Source organism: Helicobacter mehlei, from assembly GCF_003660265.1.
Lineage (GTDB): Bacteria > Campylobacterota > Campylobacteria > Campylobacterales > Helicobacteraceae > Helicobacter > Helicobacter mehlei.
This window is the reverse complement of sequence record NZ_QXQP01000017.1, coordinates 13,353-35,736: the sequence shown is the minus strand read 5'-3', so window position 1 is coordinate 35,736 and position 22,384 is coordinate 13,353. Positions and strand designations below refer to the sequence as shown.

Genomic DNA, 22,384 nt, shown 5'->3' with positions numbered 1-22,384 from the left:
TCTGTTTGTAGGCGATTAACATTGGGGTATTATACACAACCCCAGTGATATTTAAGAGTGTGCGGCAACTCTCCGCTTAGCTTTAAGCTTGTGGGCTTTTGAACCCTCTATGATAGGTGTATTTTACCATTACAAATCGCACATATGGACGCCTTTGCTAGTTCTTAACCCCTCTAAGAAAAACACTTTAGAGTGGTTTGTACGCACACGTATTAGACTGAATAAATTCTGGACATATGGATTGATCTCGCTCGCAAAGACACAATGCGCCAAGCCCTTAAAAGTAGCAGAAACCCCCCTCATACCTACAATTGGTTAATCGCTAGTTAGGCTTTCTAACCCAAAGACTTTTTCATGTCAATGACATATCTAAAGCGCGCGTGGGAATGCGTGAGGTTGTAATAGACTTGATCGATGTCCTTGCCCTCGACTAGTTCAATCTCCGGATAAATACCATGCAGAATGGAAAAATCCATCATCTCTTGAGTTTCTTTGATTCCACCAATCAAAGAGCCATAGACTTTTTTATTGGGCTGTTTGACGACTAAATCGCTGGCGTTGATACTGGGTATTTGGTCATGGGGAGGCAAGCCCACAATGGCTAACTCCCCATTGTAAGCCAAGCAACGCACATAATCCACGAGATTATAGGGGGTGGGGATGGTGGAGATGATGAGATCCAAATTAGCACCCTTGGCGTCTTTAACCGAACTATAGTAATGTTTGGCTCCCAAGCTCAAGGCCTGCTCTTTTTTGCTCTCATTGCGCGCAAAAACGCTCACTTCTGCTCCCATAGCCAGCGCATATTTAAGTGCCATGTGCCCTAGCCCCCCAAAGCCAGCCACGCCCACCTTAGAACCCTCTGTAACCTTAGAAAACTTCAAGGGCGAATAAGTCGTGATGCCCGCACAAAGCAAGGGAGCGACCTTTTCTAAGGGTGCATCGCTAGAGACTTTAATGACATAGTCTTCATCCACTACGATGCAATTAGAATACCCGCCCATGTGGGGTTCATTATTGTGGAAGTAGTCCAAACAATTATAGGTAAAAACCGCTTTGCCATTCTCACAAACTTGTTCTTGGTGCGCAATGCATGCAGTGCATTCCCTACAAGAATTGACAAAACAACCCACACCCACTTTATCCCCGACTTTAAACTTATGGACCTGAGAACCCACTTCCTTAACCACACCAGCAATTTCATGCCCGGGGATCATCGGGTAAATGGATTCCCCCCATTCGCTATAAGCTGCATGTATATCGCTATGACAAATTCCGCAATAATGGATGTCGATCAAGACATCTTTTTCACCCAAAGCATGGCGTGTAAAAACATGTTCTTGAAATTTTCCATCTTTAGCAAAAATCGCAAAACCCTTTGCTTCAATGCGTTTCATCGCTACTCCTTATGATCAAATGAAGGCACCATTCTAGCACCAAAAGATTAAGTTTTGGTATTCTATTCCCACTTTTATACGATTTTGCAAAAGTGATGGATTTAAAATATTTTGGTTGGATAAGTTGGGCTTGGTGGGTGTTTTACAAAAGACATGTTAAAATATCCCCATGAATGTCTATGTACGTGAAGTGGATCAAAAATTACTCGAACACTTGCAGAGGGTTTCGCTCTCGATGTTCCGCAAGGGCTTTTTTAGCATTTTCAGGGGCTCTATTTCAGCCCGTCTGAGTCCTACGCGTTTTATCATCAACAAACAAAATGCCGTCTTTGATAGTTTAGACGAAGGTTCATTCATCGTTTTACAAGATAAACTTGATTACCGCTGGCAAGAATCCAGCATGGATACCCCTATACACGCCAATCTTTACAAATATTTTACAGAGGCGCGCTTTATTGCTTATGCCCGCCCGCTCCATGCCATTGCCTATTCGCTCAACCACGAAGACCTAAAACCTAAAGATTATTTAGGCTATTCCATGCTGGGGAGTAAAATTGAGATTTACGATCCTAAAAATTACAAGGACTGGCAGGATCGGGCACCGGTGGATATTTTGCACTACTTGCAAGAGAGCAAACGGCGTTTTATCTTCATTAAGGGTTGCGGGATTGTGGTTTATCACCGCGAATTACAAAGTTTGCTCAAAGTCCTTGATCTCATCGAAGGGAGTTGCCAAGTCTTGCAACTCGCCAACATGACAGATTATGAAACCGATGAGAGGTTTAATGTCTAAAGCACAGATTGATAAGGGGGGCAAAGCCCACCCAAAAAGCGTAGCTTGATGGAGGGTGAAGCCCCAGAAAGGGCACAAGCCTCAAAAACATAAAAGCACAGACTAGAGGACACCCCGGCACTTGGCTGGGGCACTTTTAGCTTAGAGTTTCGTAGCGTGTTCTTTGAGGTATTCAGCCACACCTTCGTGATTAGCCTTCATGCCTTTATCGCCTTTTTGCCAACCTGCAGGGCAGACTTCGCCATGTTCTTCAAAGAAGATCAGGGCATCAACCATGCGCAACATTTCATCTACATTACGCCCTAGGGGGAAGTCGTTGATCACAGCATGGCGCACTTTTTGGTGTTTGTCAATCAAAAAAGAACCTCTAAGAGCTACGGCGTTGTCAAATAGAACATCATAGCTCCTAGAAATATCTTTTGTAACATCAGCCACCATAGGGAAGCTAACTTGACCAATTCCACCTTTTTCTACAGGGGTGTTCTTCCAAGCAAAATGCACCACCTCTGTATCGGTGGAAACACCAATGACATTGAAACCCTTTTCGTTGAACTTTTTCACGCGGTGATCAAAGGCGATGATCTCAGAGGGGCACACAAAAGTAAAATCTTTGGGCCAAAAAAACAGCACCGCACCATTGCGCCCCAAGTTTTTAGACAACTCAAAGTGCTCATCTACTTGGTTGTTGGGCAAAATCGCAGTCGCCTTAAAATCAGGGGCTAACTTCGTAACTAACATAAAAACTCCTTTGTGTATATTTTTTGTGGATGGGCATTATAGTCTAACTGGGCTTAAATAACCATCAAGTACTTGAGCATGGGGCATTTGGTGTATAATATGGCACAATCCACGCTCTAAAGGTTGAATTTTGCGCGCCTCTAAAAAGAAACACCCCACCCCACTCAAGATTTTTTTACGCTCTTTGGGGCAACTATTTGCCCTCATCAATAGGCGAGATAAAAAAATTTTGGTGTGGCTAACCTTGATGTCCATTTTGATGTCTGTGATTGAGGTTTTTTCTATCAGTCTCATCATGCCCTTTATCACTCTAGCCAGCTCACCCAATGTGGTGCTCTCCCACCCCATAGCCCACCAAATCTATGAGGCTCTGCACTTTTCTAGCCCCTTGCACTTTGCCTTTTTCTTTAGTTTTGCCCTAGTGGGGCTTTATCTCTTTAGACTGGTCTATAGCGTGTTTTTCACCTATATGATTAGCCGTTTTTCCTGCAAGAAAGCCCATATTTTAGCCCAACGGCTTTTCATGCGCCACTTGAAACTCTCTTATTTGGAACACACACATGTCCATCTCGATCATATCAAAGACACGATCGGGAACAAAAGTTCGCGTGTGATGGGGAGTTTTAATGCGTTGTTGGGGATTTTAGCAGAACTTAGCATCATGCTCTTTTTATACACGCTCCTGCTCATCACCAACTGGAAGATGACTTTAGTATTAAGCTTTATTTTGGCGTTGCAGGTATTTTTGATCACCCGTTATATGTCTGTTTTTATCCAAAAAAAGGGGCGAGTCTCCATGACCTCAACGGTACAATCCAATAAAGTGCTCACTAAATTTTTTGGCAATTTTAAAATCACTAAACTCAAGGACAATTACAACGAGGCATATAGCCTTTTTACCGAAAATAGTCTCAAAACTGCGCGCGCCAATATCACCTACCAAACCTTGCAAATCGTGCCCAATCGGCTCTTGGAAACCATTGGGTTTAGTTTGCTCATCTTGGCTGTGGCGTATGTCTTGTATAAATATGGCGAAGCCCAAATGGTCTTGCCCATTATTTCGATGTATGCGCTGGCTCTGTATCGCATGTTGCCTTCCATTAATAAACTCCTCAACCAATACCACACGATTTTTTACAACCAGCATGCCATTAACAGCGTGTATAAAGACCTCCACAAGCCCATTTTAGAGGAGGGCAACCTGCACTTAGAATTTAACCATGCCATCACGCTCCAAAATATCAGCTTCGCCTACAAGGCCAGCCACCCCATTTTACAGAATGTCAATCTCACCATCTACAAAGGGCAAAAGGTAGCTTTTATTGGCCCTAGTGGCTGTGGCAAATCCACCCTCATAGACATTATCATGGGCATCATCTACCCCAATCAAGGGGGGATTTTTATCGATCAAGAACGCTTAAACTCTGAGAATATCCGTTCTTGGCGGCAAAAAATCGGCTACATCCCCCAAACTATTTATTTGTTTGATGGGAGCATTGCTGATAATATCGCCTTTGGTTCGCCCTTAGATGAAAAACGCGTGGTGGATGTCTGCAAAATGGCGCATATCTATGATTTTTTATGCCAGCACCAAGGTATTGACACCCCAGTGGGCGAGGGGGGGATTAATTTAAGCGGGGGGCAAAAACAACGCATCGGCATTGCGCGTGCGCTCTATGATGACCCGCAAATTTTGGTGCTTGATGAGGCAACCTCTGCCCTAGACACCTCTACAGAGACCAAAATCATGGACGAGATTTACAACATCGCCCATGATAAAACCCTCTTGGTGATCGCCCACCGCCTCAGCACCATTGAGAGATGCGAGCTTAAAATTGATCTAAGTAAGCCTGCTGGGTGAGTGTGTTCAAATCCAAATTAGCAAAATGGCTGATGTAAGCCTTGGGCAATAAAGCTTGCAAAGTGGGGTTATTGTAGCCCAAAAAGGGGATTTGATTAGCCTGTGCGCTCTCATAATCACTACGGCTATCCCCAATCAAGAGCATTTCATAGGGTTTATAATGGTAGGTCGCCACTAAATTAGCCAAGATTTTTGCCTTTTGAGGTGGACTCCCCTCAATGCTCTTAAAATAGGGTTTTAAACCCAAAAATTCGCATAAAATCTGCAACTCACTATGCAAGGCCGCTGAGGCAATGTGAAAAGTGTATTTTTGATCGTTGATTTTGATGAAGTCCAAGACTTCCAAGTTTAAATGCTCCCTAGAAAATAGGTCTTTGGCGATGATCTGCCCAAATTCCTCCACCAAAGCGTTGATCTGTTCGGGTTTGGTGTCTTGCTTTAAAATCTGCTGATAAAAATGGGCGATTTTATCAAAACGACTCACCCCGCCATTGGCATAATGGTAATCCTCAAAGGCTTTTAATGCGTCTATGTCTGCCTTGGTGTGGCGTTTAAACAATGTTTTAAACCCCTCATATTTTAAATGCATGCTATCAAAGATCACCCCATCAAAATCCCACACAACGACTTTTAACATGCACTCTCCTTAAATTTTCCCAAATTTGCGTTGTCTTTGCTTAAAAATCTTAATGATCTCTTGCAGATGTGCAGGTGTAAAATCTGGCCACAGCACGGGGCTAAAAAACAGCTCTGCATAGGAACACTGCCAAAGCAAGAAGTTAGAAAGGCGCATCTCCCCCCCCGTGCGCACTAACAAATCCACATCGGGCATGCCCGCTGTGTCCAAATGTGCGTTAATGAGCTCTTGCATGCTCCCCTCCAATCTTTGGCACATAATCTTAGAACAGGCTCTAGCGATCTCATCTCTAGCCCCATAATTGAGGGCTAAAACTTGGGTGAGCGCGTTATTCGTGGCGGTGTCTTGCTCAAGGGCTAAAATGGTTTGGCGTAAAGTTGGTGTGAATTTTTGCAAATCCCCAATGGCTTTGAAGCGGATATTGTGATCCAAGTAGGTAGGCCTCTCCTTGTCCAAATATTCTTGCAACATCTGCATTAAAAAACTCACCTCGCTTTTGGGGCGACTCCAATTTTCGGTCGAAAAGGCATACAAACTCAAATAGGCAATGTTGTTTTTGGCACACCAAGTCGTGATCTGACGCAAGGCTGTAATGCCCTGCCTATGCCCTTGCGTGCGTGCCTTGCCCTGTTGTTTGGCCCACCGACCATTGCCATCCATAATAATTGCTAGATGTCTGAGCGCATTCATTTAGAACAAGCATCCACCAAATAAGCTATGTGTTGCCAACTCATAGCAGTCGATTCGCTCAAACCGATTTCACAAGTGCTGGAGCTACAAAATCCCTTTTTTAAGCCCTTTTGGGCATAAAATGCCACAAAATCGATCAAGGCATGCTGGTTGAGCTCGGGGCTAATAAACCCCTTATCTCCCGCAAAGCCACAACAACCGGTTTGGGCATGCACCACCACCTCCCCACCCACACAAGCGTGCGCCAAATCTAACATCTCTTGCTCATAGCCCGCCCTCTTAGCCGCACACATGGTATAAAGCCCCACACTCTCTTGTGTGGGCACTAAGTGCAAGTGGGGCAGGATTTCTTGGGCAATAAAAATCGCCAGATCGTAGATTTTTAAACCCTGATCGCCCAATGCCTCCATTAAATGCGTGCTACACGCGCTATGATCTAAGACAATGGGAATCTTGCCATTTTGTGAAAGCTCTTTTAATAGTTGGGCATTTGTGTTGCTATTTTGCGCGCTCAAGTCCGTATAATTGATAAACGCCTTGCCACAACACAACTTGGCTAGATTCTTGGGGTAGATCACGCTAAATTGCGCCTTAGCACATAGAGATTCAAAGACCTCTTGGATCGAACGCCGATCGGTCATCATCTTAGAGGGCGCAAAGGCACGGTTCATGCAGGTCGAAAAATAAATGACGCTTTTTTCCCCATTTTCTCTATTTTGGAGTTTGTAACGATTTTTGATCGGTAAATGGGTGGGCACAAGGGGGGTGCCACATTTAGCATGCATTTTTAAGCTCCAATCACGCGCCTTTTTAGCCCCCAAGATCACCTGTGCATTGTGGGCTAGACCTAGACCCCATTTCACCATGCCGATGCTCTTATCCATGTGGGCTAAAATCTGCTTGGCTAGACCCTTGCCCTTAGCGTGTTTTTGGCGACTCTTAAGGGCGATGGTGGCACTATCAATTTGCACGGGGCACAAAGCCGCACACATATGGCATGCCGCACAAGTTTCATCGCTCAAATAGGCATACCCTACTAAAAGCTCCTCTAAGAGGGCTTGATCCTTTGTGTGCCCTTGTTTGACGCGCCGTTCTAAACGCGTGATCTCGCGGTGCAGCACGATGCGTTGGCGGGGGGTCAAAGAAAGATAACGGCTAGGACAAATGCGCTCACAGATTCCACATTCGATACACGATTCGAGCTCAGGCTCTATGGGCGTGTTGCTTTTTAGATTCTTGGTGTGGATATGGGGGTCTTTGGATAAGATCACATCGGGGTTTAAAATCCCTAGGGGATCAAAAAGAGTCTTGATTTGCTCACACAAGCCATAAGCTTTATCCCCCCATTCTAATTTCACAAAGGGGGCGACCATGCGCCCTGTGCCATGTTCGGCTTTGATCGAGCCTTGCAAAGACACCACCATACCGGCTAAATCCTCCATCAACGCGCTAAATTGTGAGCGTTCTGTGGGGTTTTCTAATAGAGGTGTAATTAAAAAATGCAGATTCCCACTGAGCGCATGCCCAAAAATCACGCCGTGTTCTTTAAAACCATGTTTTTCTAAGAGGGCTTCAATTTGTGCCATGCCCTCTTGGATATGATCCATATCAAAGCATAAATCCTCCGTGATCACGCTTGCCCCCGCGCGCCTCTTTTTGGTGATGATGGGGAAAATGCCCTTGCGGATATTCCACCAGCTATTATAAACGCTGGGTTGGTTGCTTTGCTGGGTGGGTAGAATGGTGGGGATGTGTGCGATGGCATCCAACACAAAGGCGGTGTTCTCCCTTAAAATACCCGCATCTTCATGCTCAAGCTGCACCAAAATACAAGCGGTGTTTTTTTGGACTTGCTCCAAAATTGCGGGCATGCCCTCTAAGCCCTGTACGCTCACCAAGCACGCATGATCCATCACCTCAGCCGCACTGATCTTGTCGTCATTTTGGGCTAGAATGCGGATGGTCTCAATGGCTCTTTGCAAATTTTCATAAAAAAGGAGCAAGCACTCTTTAAAGGGCGCATCTTCCACGCATTCTAATTCACAAGAGGAGATAAAGCCTAGCGTCCCCTCTGAGCCAATGAAAAGATGGCTTAAAATCTCGATAGGGTCTTCAAAATCGATGAGGGCATTTAGGCTATAACCTGTAGTGTTCTTAATCTGGTATTTTTTGCTGATGAGTGTGTGCAACTCAGAGTCTTCTAGCACTTGGGCACGCAGATTGAGCAAACTTTGCAATAAATTAGCATGGCTTTGTCTGAATGCCTGCACGCTTGAGGGGCTGGAGGTGTCTAAAAGCGTCCCATCGGCTAGGATCAAGCGTAGGGACTTGAGGGTGTTGTAGCTATTATTTTTCACCCCACAGCACATGCCACTAGAATTATTAGCCAAAATCCCCCCTAACATGGCAACATTAATGCTGGCTGGATCGGGTCCGATCTTTTTATGCAAGCCCTTTAAGGCTTCATTGGCATAACCCCCAATCACCCCGCAAGAAAGGCGGATACTAGAGCTATCAGGTGCAATCTGTATATCCTGCCAACCCAGATGGATCATCACCAACACCCCATCAGAGCACGCCTGCCCAGATAGAGAGCTCCCAGCTGCCCTAAAGGTTAAAGGGATTTGGTAATGTCTAGCCAAACCTAGAATACGGATGATCTCTATCTCATCTAGGGCCTTGATCACTAATCGGGGGATGTAGCGGTAACACGAGGCATCTGTGCCATAGACCAAGCGGCGTAAATAATCTGCATAAATGCGATCTTTCAAAAATACCTGTGCATCGCTGTAAAATGCCTCATAAGAACTAGAGAGTGTCAATTTGGCCTCCTTGTTGCCCATTATAGTCTTTTTTGCCCTTATTTAAAGAAGTTTAGCTAAAATCCACAGAAATTGAGGATTTTTCATGACACCCGATCATTCTCCTAGCCGTGCCGTTACTCTGGACTCCTTTAACCCCAGTGATTATTGTGTCATTGACATTCGCGATCATAGTTCTTATCAAAAGGGTCATTTAAAGGGTGCGATTCACTTAGATGATCTGCAAGCCATTAAAGACTTTGCCTTGCAACGCCCCGATCAAAAGGTTTTGTTGCAGTGCTGGCATGGGAATACCGCTGGACGCTATGCTAGCCTCTTGCATGGAATGGGGCTAGGAAATATTTATTTTCTTAAGGCAAATATCGAGGATTTTAAAGCCCACGGACTAGAGATGCTGGGTGGGTGATCGCCCCATTGTGCTGGTGGGCTCTAGACTCCATGCTAGCTTGGGGTTTGAACAACTTGTCGTGAGTGCCATAGAGTATCTGCCCCTAAAACTTGATCTAGCTCCCATCAAAGCCTTAATTTTCACCTCCAAGCATGCCCCTCTAGCCCTAGAAAACCAGTTTAAAAACACCCCCACAGAGTCCATTTTAAAGGCTCTCCCCGTCTTTGCCCTAGCCTCTAAAAGCGCACAAGTGGCGCGCGATTTGGGTTTTGATGTGTATTTTGTCGGGCAAAAGGGGGAAGGTTTAGGCTTTTGTGCTGAGATGAGTCCCCTTTTGCGCTCTGCTTTGCCTCCCGATTCTTATGCTCTCTATGTGCGCGCACAAACCATTGTTTCTGGTTTAGATCAAGCCCTCATCCAAGAGCAAATCCCACTCAAACAATGCATCGCCTACCAAACAAAGCCACTCAAACTGCCCCCAGAGCGCAAACCCAAGCCCCACTCCATTTTGATCTTTGGCGCACCCAGTGCCTACAAGGCTTTTAGGGCTAATTTTGACTGGGATAGGAGTTATACAGCCATCGCACTAGGAGAGAGCACCTTAAAAAGCTTTGATCCCCAAATGAGTGCATTTAAAAGCCCAAAACCCACTTTAGAATCCAGCATCGCCTTAGCTAAAACACTCTGAGCTTATGCTAGAATGTAGGTCTTTAGGAAAATGAAAGGTTAATATGAGCTTAGTGTTTCTTTGGGCAGCCTTGGGCGGAGCGGTTGGAAGTAGTTTGCGTTACCTTGTGGGTAAAATCACACCCTCTAAGTTTTTGATGTGGAATTATTTCCCACTAGGCACTTTTAGCGTGAATTTAATTGGGTGCTTTGTTATTGGTTTTGCCGGACATTTGGCTGTCAAATCGATCTTGGGGGACAAAATGAGCGTCTTTTTCATCACAGGGGTATTAGGGGGCTTCACTACCTTTTCTTCTTTTGGGCTAGATACCATCAAGTTGCTCCAAAGCCAAGCAGTGGTCGAAGCCTTGTTTTATGTCTTTGGGACGAATATTTTAGGCTTTGTTTGCGTGGCTTTTGCTGGTGGCTAGCTAAGATTTTTGCTTAGACTTGATCTCTAGGAAGTGGTGGCTGAAGATAATGGTTTGGAGCAGGGTGGCAAAGAAATTAAAGATGGGGATGAGCGAAAAAAAGTAACTCAAAATGGCGATCTTGTGGTTAGCGATCCTGTAGTCTTTTTGGACACGCTGATAATCTTGCTGGCTAAATAGAGAGCTAGCGATATCAAAAGACATGGTATTTTTGAAAAAGAAGTAATGGGGGATGAGCGAAAAAAAGATTCCAATAAAAGGGATAAAATAGAGGGGGATGCACACCAACAAGAAAAGCCCTAAAAAGACAAGTTGTTTGAGGAAGTGTTGCAAACAAAGGTTTAGATTGCCAAAACTCTCCAAAGAGACTTGCGGGTAGTATTTTTGTTGCAGGAAACGCAACACGATAGGCGTATAAAAGAGCGAGAAAAGTACATTACCAACCAGACTTAAAACCAACACCACCAACACCACCAACACATAGACAAAAGCCTTGAACACCAACAAGGACATCGCCGGCAAAAATCCCCCGCTGTGGACATAGTGATACCAGCTAGTGGGTAAGAAACCCTCTAAAATCCGCACGATATTCCCCCCAAAGTAAAACAACAAGCCCCCCCAAAAGAGCAAGCCGATCAACACGGGCGCAATGTTTAAAAGCACCATTTTCCAATTAAAAAAATCTCTCCAGCTCTCGCGAATTGTCTGTAATGGACCTTTCATCTTCTCTCTTTCTTATTTGTTTAAGTTTGGCATGCTATGATAGAAGTTTATTTTACAATAGTTTGGAGATTTTTATGATTAAAAAAGGCGTTTTGAGCTTGGCGTTGGTGGGTTTTTTGGGGGTAGGTGTTGTGAGTGCCAAGACAAAGGGATATACAGAGCAAACTGAAAAACCTCTGGCGACAATCACTTTTCCAAGTGCCCACACGGGTAAAAAAGGCCATAAGAACAGACACTCTAAACCAGAGGTGGTGGATATCACAACCGATGATTTTGCGGTGATCAAGCGGCGCAACCCCAATTTTGACTTCGACAAGCTCAAGCCTGAGCAAAAAGAAGCTTTGCTCGAACAAGCGATCAACAACCTTCTAATTGAAAAAGAGGCGCGCAAAGAAGGTTTGGAACATACCGAAGAATTCAAAAATAGCATGGCTAGTTACCAAAAGCAGTTGCTCGTAGAGATTTGGGCTAAACACCAAGCAGAAAACATTGGAAGGGAACAAATCCCCGAATCGGATCTCAAGAAATATTACAATGAAAATAAAGCCCAATTCGTCCAACAAGAAGCGCATGCTAGACATATTTTGCTCAAAACAGAGGCAGATGCCAAACGAGTGATCTCTGAGCTCAACAAAGTCCCCAAAAATAGGGTGGAACAAGAGTTTATCAGCATCGCCAATAAAGAGTCTAACGATCCCAACACCAAAAACTCCAAGAATGGTGGTGATTTGGGCAAGTTCCAAAAAAACCAAATGGCACCCGAGTTTTCTAGTGCCGTCTTTGCGCTCCGCCCGGGTAGCTACACCAGAACCCCGGTTAAAACCGAATTTGGCTACCACGTGATCTATTTGATCAGCAAGAACGAACCTAAAACACCCACCTATGAGCAGACCAAACAGACCATTATTGGTATCCTCAAGGAACACGAGTTCCAAGAGCATGTTAAAGCCGAGCTAGAGAAGTTACGCAAACAAGTTCAAATCCAAGTCTTTTTGAAAAAATAAGGAGCGTGCATGCTGGTTAAAGGCAGTGAGATTTTAAACAAAGCCCATCAAGAGGGCTATGGCGTGGGTGCGTTTAATTTTGTGAATGTGGAGATGTTGCGTGCCATTTTTGAATCGGCTAACGAGGCAAAATCCCCTTTGATTGTGCAAGCCAGCGAGGGGGCGATTAAATATTTGGGCATTGACATGGTGCTTGGCATGGTGCATACAATGGTTGCACGCTACCCCCATATCCCGGTGGCTTTGCATTTGGACCATGGAACAACTTTTGAGAGCTGTAAGAAGGCAGTAGATGCGGGTTTTACATCTGTGATGATTGATGCTTCCCACCACCCCTACAAAGAAAATTTAGAGCTCACTAAAGAAGTGGTGGATTATGCCCATTCTAAAAATGTGAGCGTGGAGGCGGAGCTGGGGCGCCTGATGGGGATTGAGGACAATATCTCCGTAGATGAGAAAGACGCTGTTTTAGTTAATCCGGACGAGGCTGAAGAGTTTGTCAAAATCAGCCATGTGGATTATTTAGCCCCCGCCATAGGCACAAGCCACGGGGCTTTTAAATTTAAGGGCGAACCTAAGCTAGATTTTGAGAGGCTAGTAGAAGTCAAAAGGCGCACCAATATTCCTCTAGTCTTACATGGTGCTAGCTCCATCCCTGAGAGTGTGAGCCAAGCTTTCTTGGCCACAGGAGGGGATTTAAAAGGGAGTAAGGGTGTGCCCTATGCGTTTTTACAAGAATCCATCAGGGGGGGGATCAATAAGATCAATATCGATACCGATTTGCGTATCGCTTTCATCGCACAGGTGCGTAAAATTGCCAACGAACACCCTAGTGAATTTGACTTGCGTAAGTTTTTCACTCCGGGTATCGAGGCGGTCAAAGAGGTCATTGTAGAACGCATGCACCTACTGGGTAGTGCCAACAAAATTTAGGAGAGCTTGATGGCTATCGGGATGAGCGATCTAAAGAAAAATCTCAAAATTGAGATTCAAGGTGTGCCTTACCGCATTGTGGAATACCAACATGTCAAACCGGGCAAGGGGGCGGCTTTTGTACGCGCCAAAATCAAGTCATTTTTAGATGGTAAGGTGATTGAAAAGACTTTCCATGCTGGAGATAAGTGCGAGGAGCCTAATTTATTGCAAAAACCCATGCAGTTTCTCTATTTTGATGGCACCAGCTACCAGTTCATGGATGTGGAGAGTTACGAACAGATTGCACTCAGCGAAGACCAAGTCGGAGATGCGCCCAAGTGGATGTTGGATGGCTCACAGGTGCAAGTGCTCTTCCACAATGAAAAGGCAATCTCTGTGGAGGTCGCCCAAGTGGTGGCGTTAAAAATCACCCAAACCCCTCCCAACTTCAAGGGTGACACTTCCAGTGCCAGCAAAAAACCCGCTACACTTGAAACGGGTGCAGTGGTGCAAGTGCCCTTCCATGTGCTTGAGGGCGAGACCATCAAGGTTAACACCCAAACCGGGGAGTATTTGGAAAAACTCAAGTAATTGGATAGCCGGTGGCTTTGATCGTTGCTTTACGGGGGTGTTTCTCTTTTGGGTGTTCCCAAAACTTTTAGAAGACTATTTAGACAAGTTAAGACACCCCCCACTAAAGAAAAAGGATCATATATGGATAGTGCTAAAATCGCTATTTTTGTAGATTGGGAGAATTTACGCTCCGATCTGCAGAATGTCCAACACAATTACAAAGTATTTAAGCAGTTTAATTTTAACCGCTTGCCTCACTTTGATGCCTTTATTAAAACCTTTATCCAATCAGATGAACGACTTTACCGGACTTTTCTTTATGTCTCTGAACCCTTTAGTGAAAATAAGATTGTCAAAAATAGCAAGTTGGAAGCGGATTTTGAGGAATATAAGAGTTTTTACACCTCTGGCAAGCATGAGGAGTTAAAGAAACCGATTAACCACTACGAAGCGATTACGAATAAATCAGAAGCGATTAAGGCGTTCAAACACACGATGGTGGGGCTGGAATATTCGACGATTCGTCAAGGAATTGTCAAAATGAAGCCCTTATCCTATGTTAAAGAAGATGTGTGGGTAAGGGGCGTGCAAAATAATGCACCCACAATTTGGGTGCCTAAACTAGAATTGCAACAAAAACAAGTTGATGTGCTTTTGGCATTAGACATTGCCAAGGTTTGCTATGAGGGGTTTGTGGATCGGATCTTGCTGTTTTGCAAGGATACCGATTTGGCTCCCATTTTGGATTTTGCAAGGACCAAGCACCTCCAAGTATTTGTCGCCCACATTGAGGAGAGTATGGACTTGGTAGCCGATGAATTAAAGGCCGCCAGCGATGCGGTGCGGGTGCGTAGCATTCAAGATATTTTAGACAATATCAAGGACGACATGGAGATGGGGGTTAAAAAGCCCACCACTTATCCACTCAACAGAGGAAAACCCTTCCATGGCATCGACATCGCCAAAAGTGAGGGCAACTCATTTTAAGGCATGGGGGCGGGGAGGTCTTCTTGTAGATGGAGTATTTGGGTGCCAAAATCGGTTTGGACTTCCACTCTTAGTTGCCCTTCACAAAACACTTCATAGCGCATTTTTTCATGGAGTTTTAACACATAACTGGGCAATTGGGGTAGTAACGCACACATGCCCCGATTCAAGCTAATTTTATTGATACGCACTTGGCTCACTAGAGATTCAATCTCTAAAATATTTTGGGTACGCCAAATGCCATAATCGCGTGTCCAAGAAGTATAGGGGAGTTTTTGGCTAAAAAACACCGCTTTAATTGGGGTCTTGGGTAATTGGACTTGCCGCTCTTCTCTTAACAGCTCCTCGCCCGTGGGCAAGGGGTTGGCTAGCAACATTTGCCCTAGTAAAAATAGCCAAATCACTCTCTGTGCTCTTGTTCGATTTTTTTATCCAAAATGGAGCGGATTTTAGAAATATTTTGGGGGTTAGTGGAGAAAAAGATTTCCACGCGGTTATTACGCATGCGGTTCTCCACGCTATCATTGGGAGCAACCGGGTTATTTTTGCCATAGGAGGTAAAAGAGAGTTTTTGGGGGTCAATGCCATCTTTTAATAATTCGTGCATCACTTTAGAGGCACGGCTAGCAGCTAATGCATAGTGGTCTTTAAAATGGGCATGGGGGGGTAGGGGTGTGTTGTCGGTATAGCCACGTACATTGATCTCGACTTGATTGGGTAGGGTTTTGATGATGCGCACGATGTGTCTGATATATTCCTGCATGCCGGCGTTGATGGTGTCGCCATAGGGGTCTTGGAATAGCAAACTGGAGGGTAGCTTGAGAATCGCGCCATGGTCAGTTTGCTCCAAGACGCTCCCCTCGCCCACGCGTGTGATGGTAACCTGAGAACGTGTGGGTTGTTTGCTCGAACTTTGCTCTTGGGTCGAGGTCTCTTGGGTCTCACCCGGAGCTGGGGGGATGGGGATAACCGGTTGCATCGCATCAGGGCGTGGGGCATAGTCAAAAATCTTAATGAATTCCTTTTTCAAAGCCTTGACTTTAGATTTATTAACCACTGAGATGGCATAAAGGGCAATAAAGAGAGCCAGCAAGAGCGACAAAAAGTCCGCATAGGGGACTGCCCAACGTTCCCCAGCCGGGCATTCGACTTTCTTAGCTTTTTTAGCCATGGCCTACTCAAACTGCGATTTTTTGGGTTGCCCAGGGGCGATGTAGTTGAGCAACTTCATTTCCAAATCCCGCGGGTTATCCCCATTGGCAATTCCGATGATGCCCTCTAAGATCACCACTTTTTCTTTGAGAATGTCTTTGGACTTATTTTTAAGTTTGTTCCCAAAAGGGCCAAAGAGTGCATAAGAACACATGATTCCTGTAACCGTGGCGGTGAAAGCCCCGGCAATCCCTAGTGCCATCTCTTGAGGATTGTCTAGTTTAGCTAAGGCAAGCATCAACCCCAAAACCGCCCCCACAAGCCCAAATGTTGGCGCGCTCTCGCCCGCGGTGATCCAATAATGTGCTGCGCCATGGTAGTATTCCTCCAACTCCTCAATGGCAACATCCAAACTCTCTTGCACGGATTTAATATCCTTACCATCGACAATCATGGAAAAACCATTGCGCGTGAAGTCATCTTCGATCTGGGCAACCTTAGATTCCAAAGACAACACCCCGTCTTTTCTAGCTTGCGTGGAGAGCTCCACAATGCTTTTAATGGTCTCTTGCAAATTGATCTTGGGGTTTAGAAACACAATCTTGATCTCTTTAAAGGCTGCCTTGACATGGTGGGCATGCGTGCTCACCATCGCTGCGGATAAAGTGGTGGGGACAATGATGATAACAGAACTCAAATGCACCACATGGATAGGGTTACCCCCCTCTAAAATATCCCCCACTGAAATCGCCGCAATCGCCATGAGTACACCCAAAACCGATGTCAAATCCATAAAATCACCTTTTTGCTAAATTCTATTACGGGTAGTCTTGCAAGGTTTGGATACCCTTTTCACCACATACCCGACATTGGGGGTTGCGCTTAATGTGGATTTTTCTAAAGTCCATGCCCTTGGTGTCCACGCTGAGCAAGGTGTCTAGCAACAAGGGAAGCCCTAGAAAATACTTGATCGCCTCTGCAGCTTGGATACACCCAATCAAACCGGGTAAAACCCCAAAAAGCCCCGCTTTGAAATAAGAGTTGAGTTCCGCATCCGGAGGTGTATCAAAAACACAGGCAAAACACGCACTTTTTTTAGGCAAGATGGTCATGGTCTGCCCCCTATACTTCAGCACACCGGCATGGCTATAGGGTTTATTGGCCAATACACACGCATCGTTGATCAAAAACTTGCTGGCAAAATTATCAGTGGCATCCACGACAAAATCGTATGGTTGGATGATCTCTAGGGCATTAGAAGCATTGAATTTATTAAAATAGGTCTCAACTTGAATCTCAGGGTTAAGGGCTAACATTTTACGTTGTGCCGATTTGACCTTAGAGTTGTTAATCTCAGCGGTGGTGTGGATGATCTGTCTTTGTAGGTTGCTTAGCTCTATAATGTCAAAATCCAGCACACCAATACGCCCAACCCCAGCGGCAGCTAGGTACATGGTATTAGGCGAGCCTAACCCCCCAGCTCCAATCACCAGAACGCTTGCTTGCATCAGTTTTTCTTGCCCTTCCTCTTTGACATCCTCTAGCATCAAATGGCGTTGATAACGCTCTCTTTGGTCTTGCGTGAGCATGATTATCCTTTGTAGGAATTATAAATGAGCAATCCACGACCCCAGGTGTGGTTGTTCGGCCTTTAGGCTGGTGGATTGCCCATGCCCGGGGTAGATGGGCTTATCTGTTGGGCTTTCTAGGGCTTGCAAGCGCAAGAGCGAATCCTTCATATCCTTAGGATTAGAGTAAGGGAAGTCGTACCGCCCAATGCTCCGATAAAAGATGAAATCCCCGCTAAAAAAATTCTGTTGCACTTCTACCATGCAACAACCAGGGGTGTGCCCGGGGAAGTGCCAATAGACAATGGGGATGCCGGCAATCTCAAAAGTCTGCGTGCTTTTAGCGCATGTAATGGGCTCAATGTCCGCTTTAGTGCATGGAGTTAAACCCAGCCCAAAACAATCGGTGGTGAGCATAAAAATGTCCTCTTGGTGGGCAAATAAAGGCACATGGGGCAAGGCTTTTTTGAGGGCATGGACATCCCAAACGTGATCGTAATGCCCATGTGTGATGAGAATGGCTAGGGGATTTTTGGCATGCTCAAGCACCCAACCACACGCCCCCATACCCGGATCCACAATCAGATCGCCTTGTTCGAGGTGAGCGATGTAACAATTTGTCTGTGTATTCCCAAAAGCTTGGATTTCAAGTTGCATCATAACCCTTTGCTCCATTCTAGCAAATTTTAGCTAAAGTTCGCAACACTCCCGCAACCACCTACCATGTGAGATCCAAAAGATTAAAACACATTTTGCCCCTACGCTTACGCACAGCCTTAGGCAAGAAAGCCTGATGAGTGCCATGGGAGCATGCAAAGCTACCCCCCTCCCTCTTTTCTCTTTTTCTTAATTTTTCTTCTTGCTTTTCTAGTCGCCAGTAAAAGTTGGTGTGTGTGTCTTTGGGCACCGCTTTGGATTGTGGTTGTGGCGTGGCACTTGGCACAATATCTAACTCAACACCCGCATTTTTATGCGTGCTACAAGCCGTAAAAAATACTATCAAGATGGAATAAAAAAATAACTTTTGCATCAATCTCCTAACTAACTCCCATCGCTAGCCAATGGTATCTAGCCACCATTTGATCGAGGGTGGTGGTGATGATCTCTTGGATTTGGGCATAAAAAGCGGGGATTTGGCTTTGTTGGAGGCTTAAAGATGCAACAAGGGCATGCAAACCCAAATGGGCTAGCGAACCTTCCAACAAAATCCCCACTAAAGGGTCTTCTTGGCTTTTTTGCAAACTGAGCGCGCCCAAGTGATCCATGCGGGTATAGAGTTCTTTTTTGGTGTTAATGGGTTTTTGTAAAAGTTGCTTGATTTGCTCTTTAAAGGCTTGCAAGCCCTCTAGGGGCAAATTAACAGGGGCTTGGGATTTGAACGCCCGTTTGATACGCTTTAAGGCTTTGAACTTAGAGCCCTTTTTTAATAATAAATCTTGAGCACGCTTAGGGATTGTGTACTCAATAAAAGCCCCGTTGGAGAGATTATAAACCTGCGTGCCATGTTTTTTAAAGAGCATGCCCATTTGTTCTTTGGAGAGCAAGAACAGCCCATCGCTATAAACTAACGTGCCCTCAAAATTGGGGCGCACACTCAGGGTGTCTAGCGGAATCTGTGTACTCTCCTCTCCATAATAAGAGCCCTTAGCGTGCTTGCTAGCTCCTTGGATATAGCCACAATCTAGCCCGCACAAGATCAAGGTTTGGCTAAACAGACACGCCAATGCCACGCCGGCATTACCCACAAAGGGCGCGCTGTATTCAACTGCCAAATGGGGGAACAAATACCCGCTAGCACTCCCCCCACGCATAAACATGAATACTTCCTTAGCCAGTTGGCGCGCGCTAGGATTAACCATATTGGCACACATCAGGGGCGTATCGCCCAAAGGGGCATCTAAGAGCACTTCCTTTAGATAATCGATTCGCTCGATCTCAATTTGGAAATCCACGTGGATTTGGTGGGCTTTGAGCACTTTTAGAGCCGTCCCACAGCTAAAGATCAACATGTTTTCTTGGTTGCTTTGGATAAAATCCAATAACCCATCCAAGCTAGGACCATTGCCCACAACACAAATGGGCAAATCTGCATGGGGACAAGTCCTAGGGTCTAAGATATGCGGGGATTCTCTTAAATTTTGGACACTATTAGAAAGCCCTAACATCTCATCTTCAAAGCTCCCCCAGCCTCTAAGCGCGCTTTTTTTATGGGCACAGAACAACTCTTGAGCATGCTGGGTGTTTTCACTTTTATAAGGGTCAAATTCCAAATGCAAGAAACTATGGGTGATTCTTTTGTGCAAAAAGGTGTGTTTGAAAAAAGGTGTGGGGAGATTTTTAAGAAAAATCGCACAAGCTTGGGGTGGGGTAGCGTGGAAAAGCTGGGGATAGTCAATAAAATAGCAACTGATGCGCAATAGATCAATATGCTCTTCATAGATGTAGAGTGCGTGGAAAAATGCCCCTTGTTGGAGCAAAAGGGCTAAAAACAACCCCCCCGCCATGCCATATAGAATCGTGGGGGGGTAGAAGTTTTGCCCCAAGTGATAAGGGGCATTAGGCGTGCCCAACTGCAAGATATCCTGGCAAGCTTGGTTTGTTAGGGGGAGGGCTTTTAAATCCAAATCACCCAGCATTAAGCCATTGTCATTTAGCGTCCATTTGGGATTGTTAAGGATGTGTGAAGCCCAATCCTTAGAGATATTGAGCATTTGGTGTTCTGCTTGCAAACAAGGGAATAATAACGAGCCATCGCTAAGATTGAGGATATTTAACCCCCCTGTGTCCCATAAAAGATTATAGGCACATGGAGCGGGCAAGAGTTGCTCATAGAGTTTGGGCAAGTGTTGCTTAAAAAAGCCCAAATTATCCCTAAAACGCGCCCTTAGCTCCTCTGCAGAAAACCCCTCCATACAAGCACCCTACTTGGCAACAATTTGTTTATAACCCCTGCTAGGATCAAAGACCAAAAAGCGTTTAGGGGTGTCTTTGTAGCGTGCCAAAGCCCGGTTAAAGTCCTCAATGCTCTTAATGCTGAAACTTTCAATCTGCATGATCACATCCCCCTGTCTAAAGCCTAAATCTTGCGCCTTAGAATTGTCTTTCACTTCTTGGACCAACACACCTTGAATCTCATCGGGAATGCGCAAATTCTTGCGCATATGGGGCGTGAGAGTTTCTACTTTGAGCCCGCTGAGTTGCCCATGCGCACCTTCATGGGCGGTGCTGGTTTCTTTTTTGTTGGGGTTTTTGCGTTCAGCCAAATTCAAAGTGATGACATGCTCTTGTTTATTGCGCATGTACTTGATGGTTACTTTTTGGTGGGGGGAAAGGGAGCCTATGAGGTTGCGCAAATCAGCGGCATTCTTGATCTTTTTGCCATTGACCTCAATAATCAAATCCCAAATCATCAAGCCCGCTTTTTTGGCTGGAGAGTCTTTTTCAATGCTAATGACCACCGCGCCCTCTTTGCCATTATAGCTACCTTGTAACTCATTGCTAACATCTTGAATCCCCACACCCAAATAACCCCGGTGGATTTTGCCGGTTTTGATAAGTTGCATGGCGATGTGTTTGACCGTGTTGGAGGGGATTGCAAAACCCACACCATGGTTACCTCCCGTGCGCGATAAAATTGCGGTGTTGATCCCAACAAGTCCCCCTCGGCTATCAATCAAAGCCCCCCCAGAGTTCCCCGGATTAATGGCTGCATCGGTTTGGATAAAATTTTCGTAGTTATTGATCCCAATGTCGCTTTTATTGAGTGCAGAGACAATGCCCTGCGTTACGGTCTCGCCCACACCAAAGGGATTCCCAATGGCAAAGACCAAATCGCCCACCAAAATTCCATTGCTATCGGCAAATTTAATGAATGGTAAATTGTCTTTGTTGATTTTAATCACAGCCAAATCGCTGTCTGGATCGGTGCCCACTAAGGTTGCGGTGTATTCTTTATTGCTACCCGGAATGGTAACCGAGATTTTATCCGCATCGTTAATCACATGGTTGTTGGTGATAATATAACCCTCCTTGTTAATGATAACACCACTCCCTAATGCTCTCTCTATGCGATCTTTAGGGATGGCATTGTACAGATCGCCAAAAAATTGCTGGAAAAAGGGGTCGTTAAACATGCCCCCCATGCCCCCAAAACCACCCTTGATTTTCTTTTGAGTCGAGATATTCACCACCGCTTTTGTCGCTTCTTTAACCGAACTACTATAGGAATAGATAGTATTTGGGCTAGTATCTGGACCCACACGCTTTTGCACGGGTGGCATGTTTTGGATATGTACATCCGCCACCCCGGTTGCCCCTAAGCCCGCGATGAGCACCGCACTCAAGACAATAGACCTCATTGTTTTCCTTTAAAATTTAATCAGTTTCAAAAAGCCCTAGTATAACCAAAGTTTGCTTGAGAAGTTTAAAGCTAAGCCACCCTTGTTGCTTTAAGACAAAACACACATTTAAGTCTTTTGCCTTATTTTGTTTGGCTTAAAATATGTTATCATACCCCATTGCCAAATTAATATTTAAGGACAATGATGAAAACAGCGGATATCCAGCAACTAATGGCATCTTTTGATAAAACTAATATTAGTTACATGAAACTCAAACTCGAACATGTTGAATTGGTGTTTGACAAAGCTTCTAGCCGTAAAGTAGCCCCTGCCCCTGTTGAAGTGGCTTCCAATGTCCTACACACCCCTATACAATCCCCCACAGCCACCGCCTGCGCGCTCAACACCACGACTGGAGCGACCAGCACACATACCTTAGGTAATCCCACAAGTGCTAAGGAGGATTATATTCTTTCGCCCATGGTGGGGACTTTCTACCACCGTCCTTCTCCCAGTGCAAGCCCCTATGTCAGCCCGGGGGACACCATTAAAAAAGGGCAGGTGATTGGCATTGTGGAGGCGATGAAAATCATGAACGAGATTGAAGCCGAATGTGATTGTAAGATTCTATCCATTGAAGTTGAGGATGCCACAGCGGTGGAATACGGCACACAACTAGTTAAGATTGAAAAACTCTAG

General features: G+C 45.2%; 23 protein-coding genes and 1 pseudogene. 10 read left to right on the top strand and 14 right to left on the bottom strand.

The genetic code is table 11. The features are described 5' to 3' along the window. Positions 1-335 precede the first annotated feature (335 nt). A complete protein-coding gene (locus EAO36_RS06285; RefSeq protein WP_120948541.1) occupies positions 336-1,397 on the bottom strand; it encodes an NAD(P)-dependent alcohol dehydrogenase in 1,062 nt (353 codons plus the stop codon). Positions 1,398-1,566: 169 nt separating this feature from the next. Between EAO36_RS06285 and EAO36_RS06280 the strand changes: the two genes are divergently transcribed. Then, on the top strand, positions 1,567-2,190 hold the full coding sequence (locus tag EAO36_RS06280; RefSeq protein WP_185963009.1) for a class II aldolase and adducin N-terminal domain-containing protein: 624 nt from the start codon (positions 1,567-1,569) through the stop codon (positions 2,188-2,190). 141 nt (positions 2,191-2,331) lie between these two features. Here EAO36_RS06280 and EAO36_RS06275 read toward each other — a convergent pair whose 3' ends face one another. Next, positions 2,332-2,928, bottom strand: a complete 597-nt coding sequence (locus EAO36_RS06275; protein ID WP_120948540.1) for a peroxiredoxin — start codon at positions 2,926-2,928, stop codon at positions 2,332-2,334. A gap of 130 nt (positions 2,929-3,058) precedes the next feature. Between EAO36_RS06275 and EAO36_RS06270 the strand changes: the two genes are divergently transcribed. Beyond that, the gene (locus EAO36_RS06270) at positions 3,059-4,789 is read left to right on the top strand and encodes an ABC transporter ATP-binding protein/permease (RefSeq protein ID WP_120955858.1); all 1,731 of its coding nucleotides are present in this window, start codon (positions 3,059-3,061) and stop codon (positions 4,787-4,789) included. On the opposite strand, the gene EAO36_RS06265 is transcribed toward EAO36_RS06270, so the two are convergent. Genes EAO36_RS06265 through EAO36_RS06255 form a run of 3 tightly spaced genes read right to left on the bottom strand, consistent with a single transcriptional unit; the run spans position 4,758 to position 8,959 of the window. Further along, a complete protein-coding gene (locus EAO36_RS06265) occupies positions 4,758-5,426 on the bottom strand; it encodes an HAD family hydrolase (RefSeq protein ID WP_120955857.1) in 669 nt (222 codons plus the stop codon). The two genes, EAO36_RS06270 and EAO36_RS06265, sit on opposite strands and share 32 nt — an antisense overlap. Before the next feature lie 9 nt (positions 5,427-5,435). Next, positions 5,436-6,116, bottom strand: coding sequence for a di-trans,poly-cis-decaprenylcistransferase (locus EAO36_RS06260; RefSeq protein ID WP_120948537.1), 681 nt, complete (start codon positions 6,114-6,116; stop codon positions 5,436-5,438). Beyond that, a complete protein-coding gene (locus EAO36_RS06255; protein ID WP_162983094.1) occupies positions 6,113-8,959 on the bottom strand; it encodes an FAD-binding and (Fe-S)-binding domain-containing protein in 2,847 nt (948 codons plus the stop codon). Before EAO36_RS06255 ends, EAO36_RS06260 begins: the two co-directional genes overlap by 4 nt. Before the next feature lie 64 nt (positions 8,960-9,023). Here EAO36_RS06255 and EAO36_RS06250 point away from each other — a divergent pair, with 64 nt between their 5' ends. The 3 genes and pseudogenes from EAO36_RS06250 to crcB all read left to right on the top strand — a co-directional run bounded on the left by EAO36_RS06250 (position 9,024) and on the right by crcB (position 10,440). Then, entirely contained in the window at positions 9,024-9,344 is a 321-nt protein-coding gene (locus EAO36_RS06250; protein ID WP_120955856.1) for a rhodanese-like domain-containing protein, read from the top strand. Continuing rightward, entirely contained in the window at positions 9,337-10,014 is a 678-nt protein-coding gene (locus EAO36_RS06245) for a uroporphyrinogen-III synthase (protein WP_120948535.1), read from the top strand. Before EAO36_RS06250 ends, EAO36_RS06245 begins: the two co-directional genes overlap by 8 nt. 43 nt (positions 10,015-10,057) lie before the next feature. Further along, positions 10,058-10,440: pseudogene (gene crcB / locus EAO36_RS06240) on the top strand (fluoride efflux transporter CrcB). Here the strand turns inward: crcB and EAO36_RS06235 are convergent. Beyond that, positions 10,424-11,146, bottom strand: a complete 723-nt coding sequence (locus EAO36_RS06235; protein WP_120948533.1) for an EI24 domain-containing protein — start codon at positions 11,144-11,146, stop codon at positions 10,424-10,426. The pseudogene crcB and the gene EAO36_RS06235 overlap by 17 nt on opposite strands. 77 nt (positions 11,147-11,223) lie before the next feature. On the opposite strand from EAO36_RS06235, the gene EAO36_RS06230 reads away from it, so the two are divergent. The 4 genes from EAO36_RS06230 (at position 11,224) to EAO36_RS06215 (ending at position 14,625) form a co-directional block, all read left to right on the top strand. Beyond that, entirely contained in the window at positions 11,224-12,150 is a 927-nt protein-coding gene (locus EAO36_RS06230; RefSeq protein ID WP_120948544.1) for a peptidylprolyl isomerase, read from the top strand. A gap of 9 nt (positions 12,151-12,159) precedes the next feature. After that, positions 12,160-13,083, top strand: a complete 924-nt coding sequence (locus EAO36_RS06225; protein ID WP_120948532.1) for a class II fructose-bisphosphate aldolase — start codon at positions 12,160-12,162, stop codon at positions 13,081-13,083. A 9-nt stretch (positions 13,084-13,092) separates the two neighbouring features. Continuing rightward, positions 13,093-13,656, top strand: coding sequence for an elongation factor P (efp, locus tag EAO36_RS06220; RefSeq protein WP_120948531.1), 564 nt, complete (start codon positions 13,093-13,095; stop codon positions 13,654-13,656). Positions 13,657-13,779: 123 nt separating this feature from the next. Next, complete coding sequence (locus EAO36_RS06215; protein WP_120948530.1) at positions 13,780-14,625, top strand: NYN domain-containing protein; 846 nt, start codon at positions 13,780-13,782, stop codon at positions 14,623-14,625. Here EAO36_RS06215 and EAO36_RS06210 read toward each other — a convergent pair. The 8 genes from EAO36_RS06210 to EAO36_RS06175 form a co-directional block, all read right to left on the bottom strand. Then, on the bottom strand, positions 14,622-15,029 hold the full coding sequence (locus EAO36_RS06210; RefSeq protein WP_235852282.1) for a hypothetical protein: 408 nt from the start codon (positions 15,027-15,029) through the stop codon (positions 14,622-14,624). The genes EAO36_RS06215 and EAO36_RS06210 overlap by 4 nt on opposite strands. Next, complete coding sequence (gene motB, locus EAO36_RS06205; protein WP_120948529.1) at positions 15,026-15,796, bottom strand: flagellar motor protein MotB; 771 nt, start codon at positions 15,794-15,796, stop codon at positions 15,026-15,028. Before motB ends, EAO36_RS06210 begins: the two co-directional genes overlap by 4 nt. Positions 15,797-15,799: 3 nt before the next feature. Further along, positions 15,800-16,570 carry a flagellar motor stator protein MotA gene (gene motA, locus EAO36_RS06200; RefSeq protein WP_120948528.1) on the bottom strand — a complete coding sequence of 257 codons (771 nt, stop codon included), beginning with the start codon at positions 16,568-16,570 and terminating at the stop codon, positions 15,800-15,802. A 25-nt stretch (positions 16,571-16,595) separates the two neighbouring features. Beyond that, positions 16,596-17,366 carry a HesA/MoeB/ThiF family protein gene (locus EAO36_RS06195; protein ID WP_120948527.1) on the bottom strand — a complete coding sequence of 257 codons (771 nt, stop codon included), beginning with the start codon at positions 17,364-17,366 and terminating at the stop codon, positions 16,596-16,598. An 18-nt stretch (positions 17,367-17,384) separates the two neighbouring features. Beyond that, positions 17,385-18,002, bottom strand: a complete 618-nt coding sequence (locus EAO36_RS06190) for an MBL fold metallo-hydrolase (protein WP_120948526.1) — start codon at positions 18,000-18,002, stop codon at positions 17,385-17,387. A gap of 61 nt (positions 18,003-18,063) precedes the next feature. Then, the gene (locus tag EAO36_RS06185) at positions 18,064-18,375 is read right to left on the bottom strand and encodes a hypothetical protein (protein ID WP_120948525.1); all 312 of its coding nucleotides are present in this window, start codon (positions 18,373-18,375) and stop codon (positions 18,064-18,066) included. Between the two features lie 7 nt (positions 18,376-18,382). Then, the gene (locus EAO36_RS06180; RefSeq protein ID WP_120948524.1) at positions 18,383-20,257 is read right to left on the bottom strand and encodes a 6-hydroxymethylpterin diphosphokinase MptE-like protein; all 1,875 of its coding nucleotides are present in this window, start codon (positions 20,255-20,257) and stop codon (positions 18,383-18,385) included. A gap of 9 nt (positions 20,258-20,266) precedes the next feature. After that, positions 20,267-21,703, bottom strand: coding sequence for a Do family serine endopeptidase (locus EAO36_RS06175; RefSeq protein ID WP_120955855.1), 1,437 nt, complete (start codon positions 21,701-21,703; stop codon positions 20,267-20,269). Between the two features lie 186 nt (positions 21,704-21,889). Between EAO36_RS06175 and accB the strand changes: the two genes are divergently transcribed. After that, positions 21,890-22,384, top strand: coding sequence for an acetyl-CoA carboxylase biotin carboxyl carrier protein (accB, locus tag EAO36_RS06170; RefSeq protein ID WP_120948522.1), 495 nt, complete (start codon positions 21,890-21,892; stop codon positions 22,382-22,384).